We start from the raw sequence: 2,765 nt of genomic DNA on the forward strand, positions 1-2,765 counted from the left end.
CAACAGAACATAGTATCGAGCAGCCAAACGGTATATAACAAGTGAAAATAGGCTGCGTGAAGCCGTATTAAGTACCCAGTATCGCGAGTTGTCCGATTTGGTGAAGCAAAAATGCTGTCGTGCAAAGTGCCGTTGTGAAAAGTGGTAAGAAGATAAACCTTCGTTGACTCTGCTTTTTGCTCCTTAAACTATTGTTGTTTAGATTTCATGAATTTTAATATTAATTTTATTTTGATGAAAAAACCTACCGTTGTACAATAAAAATAACTAAATAAGAGGTGTTCTATGGATGGAAAATCATTAATCGTTATTTTAATAATGGTGTCAGCTTCAGCTTCTGCAGAAGTATATAAGTGTGCGGATGGTAAGTATCAAGCAGACCCGTGCGACGACCAAAGTGAACCGTTAGATTTAAGTAATGTAGGTAGTGTGGTTGCACCATCAAGAGGTTACCCTGAAAACCTAACGAACGAGACAATAGATGCAAGGCAACAGGATAGTGCTGTTAATCCGCGTGATAAAAAAGCTGAAATCGCTCAATACTTACGTAAACAAAAAATTGAACGTGAAATTAGAAACCTCGAAAAAGAACGGAAAAAAGCGTTCAAAGATCGTGATGACAAAATTGAACAATTGCGTACAACTGGTAAGCGAGCTAACAATAATTTAGCGGGTGCAACTTGGCAGCAAAGTCTAGCGCAAGAAATGACTGCAGTTATGCAACAGGGCAGTACCGAAGTCGAATCTATTGACCGTCAAATATCTGCGCTTAGGTCTGAATTAAAACAACTGTAAACCAAATAAACTAATCAATAACCGTGGCTGCCAATAGCGAGTCTTTCTTTACGCGAATTAACTAATGCTACTTACGTGTATTATCAGCTTTATCATGTTTATGAATGCTATAAGACGCCATAATTTTGGTTCCCCACTTCCATTTGCCCAATGCATTATGGCTCCCTATGGGGGTCCCCCTAGTAACTAAAAACGTTTTAAAATGTGTGAAAAAACTCAAAAAGTGAGAAGCGTTAATTCAGTGAATACAACGTCAAAGCTAGCCATACCAACAAATATACTCTATCGCATCGTGTTCTTTCCCCTAAATCAGTAGACACTTGCTTCTCGATGATGGGTTAATGATATAATTAGCCATTACTTAGGGCAGCCCAGTTGTTTTAGCCTAATTTACGACTTCCTTACTGGCTCCTTGTGCAACAACGATTACCCAAAATGCAGCTAAAAAGGTGCATCAATACCGCAAATTATGAGTATAAAAAATTCAGTGAATACAACGCCAAAGCTAGTCATACCAACAGATACGCTTGATCGCACCTTTTCCATAGCGCCGATGCTGGATTGGACAGATCTCCACTATCGTTACTTTGCACGCCTTATGTCGAGTAAAGCCTTGTTGTATACCGAGATGATCACTACGGGTGCCATATTGCAAGGTAAGGGCGACTATTTAGCATATAACGAGCAAGAGCATCCTGTGGCGTTACAGTTGGGTGGCTCTAATGCTGTTGATTTAGCGGCGTGTGCCAAATTGGCTGCTGAGCGCGGTTATGATGAAGTGAACCTCAATGTAGGGTGTCCGTCTGATAGAGTGCAGAATGGTCGCTTTGGTGCATGTTTAATGGCTGAACCTGCGTTAGTTGCGCAATGTGTTGATGCGATGAAGCAGGTAACTGATATTCCGATCACGGTAAAAACCCGTATTGGGATTGACGAGCAAGACAGTTATCAGTTTTTAACGGATTTTATTGAAACCGTGAGCGCCCAGGGCTGTAGTGCATTTACGATTCATGCGCGTAAAGCGTGGTTACAAGGGTTAAGTCCGAAAGAAAATCGTGAGATCCCGCCGTTAGATTATGATCGGGTTTACCAGTTAAAGCGTGATTATCAGCACTTGAACATTAGCATTAACGGTGGCATTAAAACCCTTGAAGAATCTAAGCTGCATTTAGCCCTGCTAGATGGCGTGATGGTGGGGCGTGAAGCTTATCAAAACCCTTATATATTGGCGCAAGTGGATCAGCAGTTGTGTGGACTCGATACAGCGGTTATTACTCGTCAGCAAGTCATTGAGCAAATGTTGCCGTATATTGAAGCTCATTTAGCCCAAGGTGGTCGTTTAAATCACATTACCCGCCATATGATTGGTTTATTCCAAGGATTGCCGGGTTCGCGTGGCTGGCGTCGTCATTTGAGTGAGAATGCTCATAAGCCTAATGCTGATATTGGGGTGGTGCTCAAAGCTGCTGAGTTTGTCGATGCAGAAGCATTGGCCAGTGACGAATCTACTTTGATATAATTCTTTCTATTAATAGGTTATATACAGAGGTTATATTCAGATGATTATGCCGCGAGGTCTTTCAATCGGATACGTTGTGAAATAAACGCCCAGGCGGTCATGTTGAAACCACTGTTAGCCTATAAAAAGCGCCTTTTATTAGGCGATTTTTGATTTTCACTCCCTTGTAAAATCAGCTCAAGAATCCATAAAGCCTGCTAGTCAGTAGTGGCTAATACAATTACCTATGATAAGACCTAGTCACTTTTTCTGATATTTTCTTAATTATTGACTCACCCATTATCTCAATTATTAACTCTTTCAGCGTGACGATTAGACCTCACATCTCACTCACCAACCATTAATCTCGCCGCTAATTCAACCACTAATCCAGTCACTTATTTAAGCTCTTATTGTGCTGTAGCATCTCAGTGTTGCGCTGATATTGGGTTATTTATGACGACTTTTTAGC

The 2,765-nt window shown here is 41.0% G+C and carries 2 protein-coding genes; both read left to right on the top strand.

The window, feature by feature from the left end; all coding sequences use genetic code 11:
- Positions 1-285 precede the first annotated feature (285 nt).
- Positions 286-795, top strand: a complete 510-nt coding sequence (locus CXF78_RS19415; RefSeq protein ID WP_102037682.1) for a hypothetical protein — start codon at positions 286-288, stop codon at positions 793-795.
- A gap of 469 nt (positions 796-1,264) precedes the next feature.
- The gene (gene dusA / locus CXF78_RS19420) at positions 1,265-2,314 is read left to right on the top strand and encodes a tRNA dihydrouridine(20/20a) synthase DusA (RefSeq protein WP_102037683.1); all 1,050 of its coding nucleotides are present in this window, start codon (positions 1,265-1,267) and stop codon (positions 2,312-2,314) included.
- The last annotated feature ends 451 nt before the right edge of the window (positions 2,315-2,765 follow it).

It is taken from the genome of Shewanella sp. 11B5, from assembly GCF_002836795.1.
Classification (GTDB): Bacteria; Pseudomonadota; Gammaproteobacteria; order Enterobacterales; family Shewanellaceae; genus Shewanella; species Shewanella frigidimarina.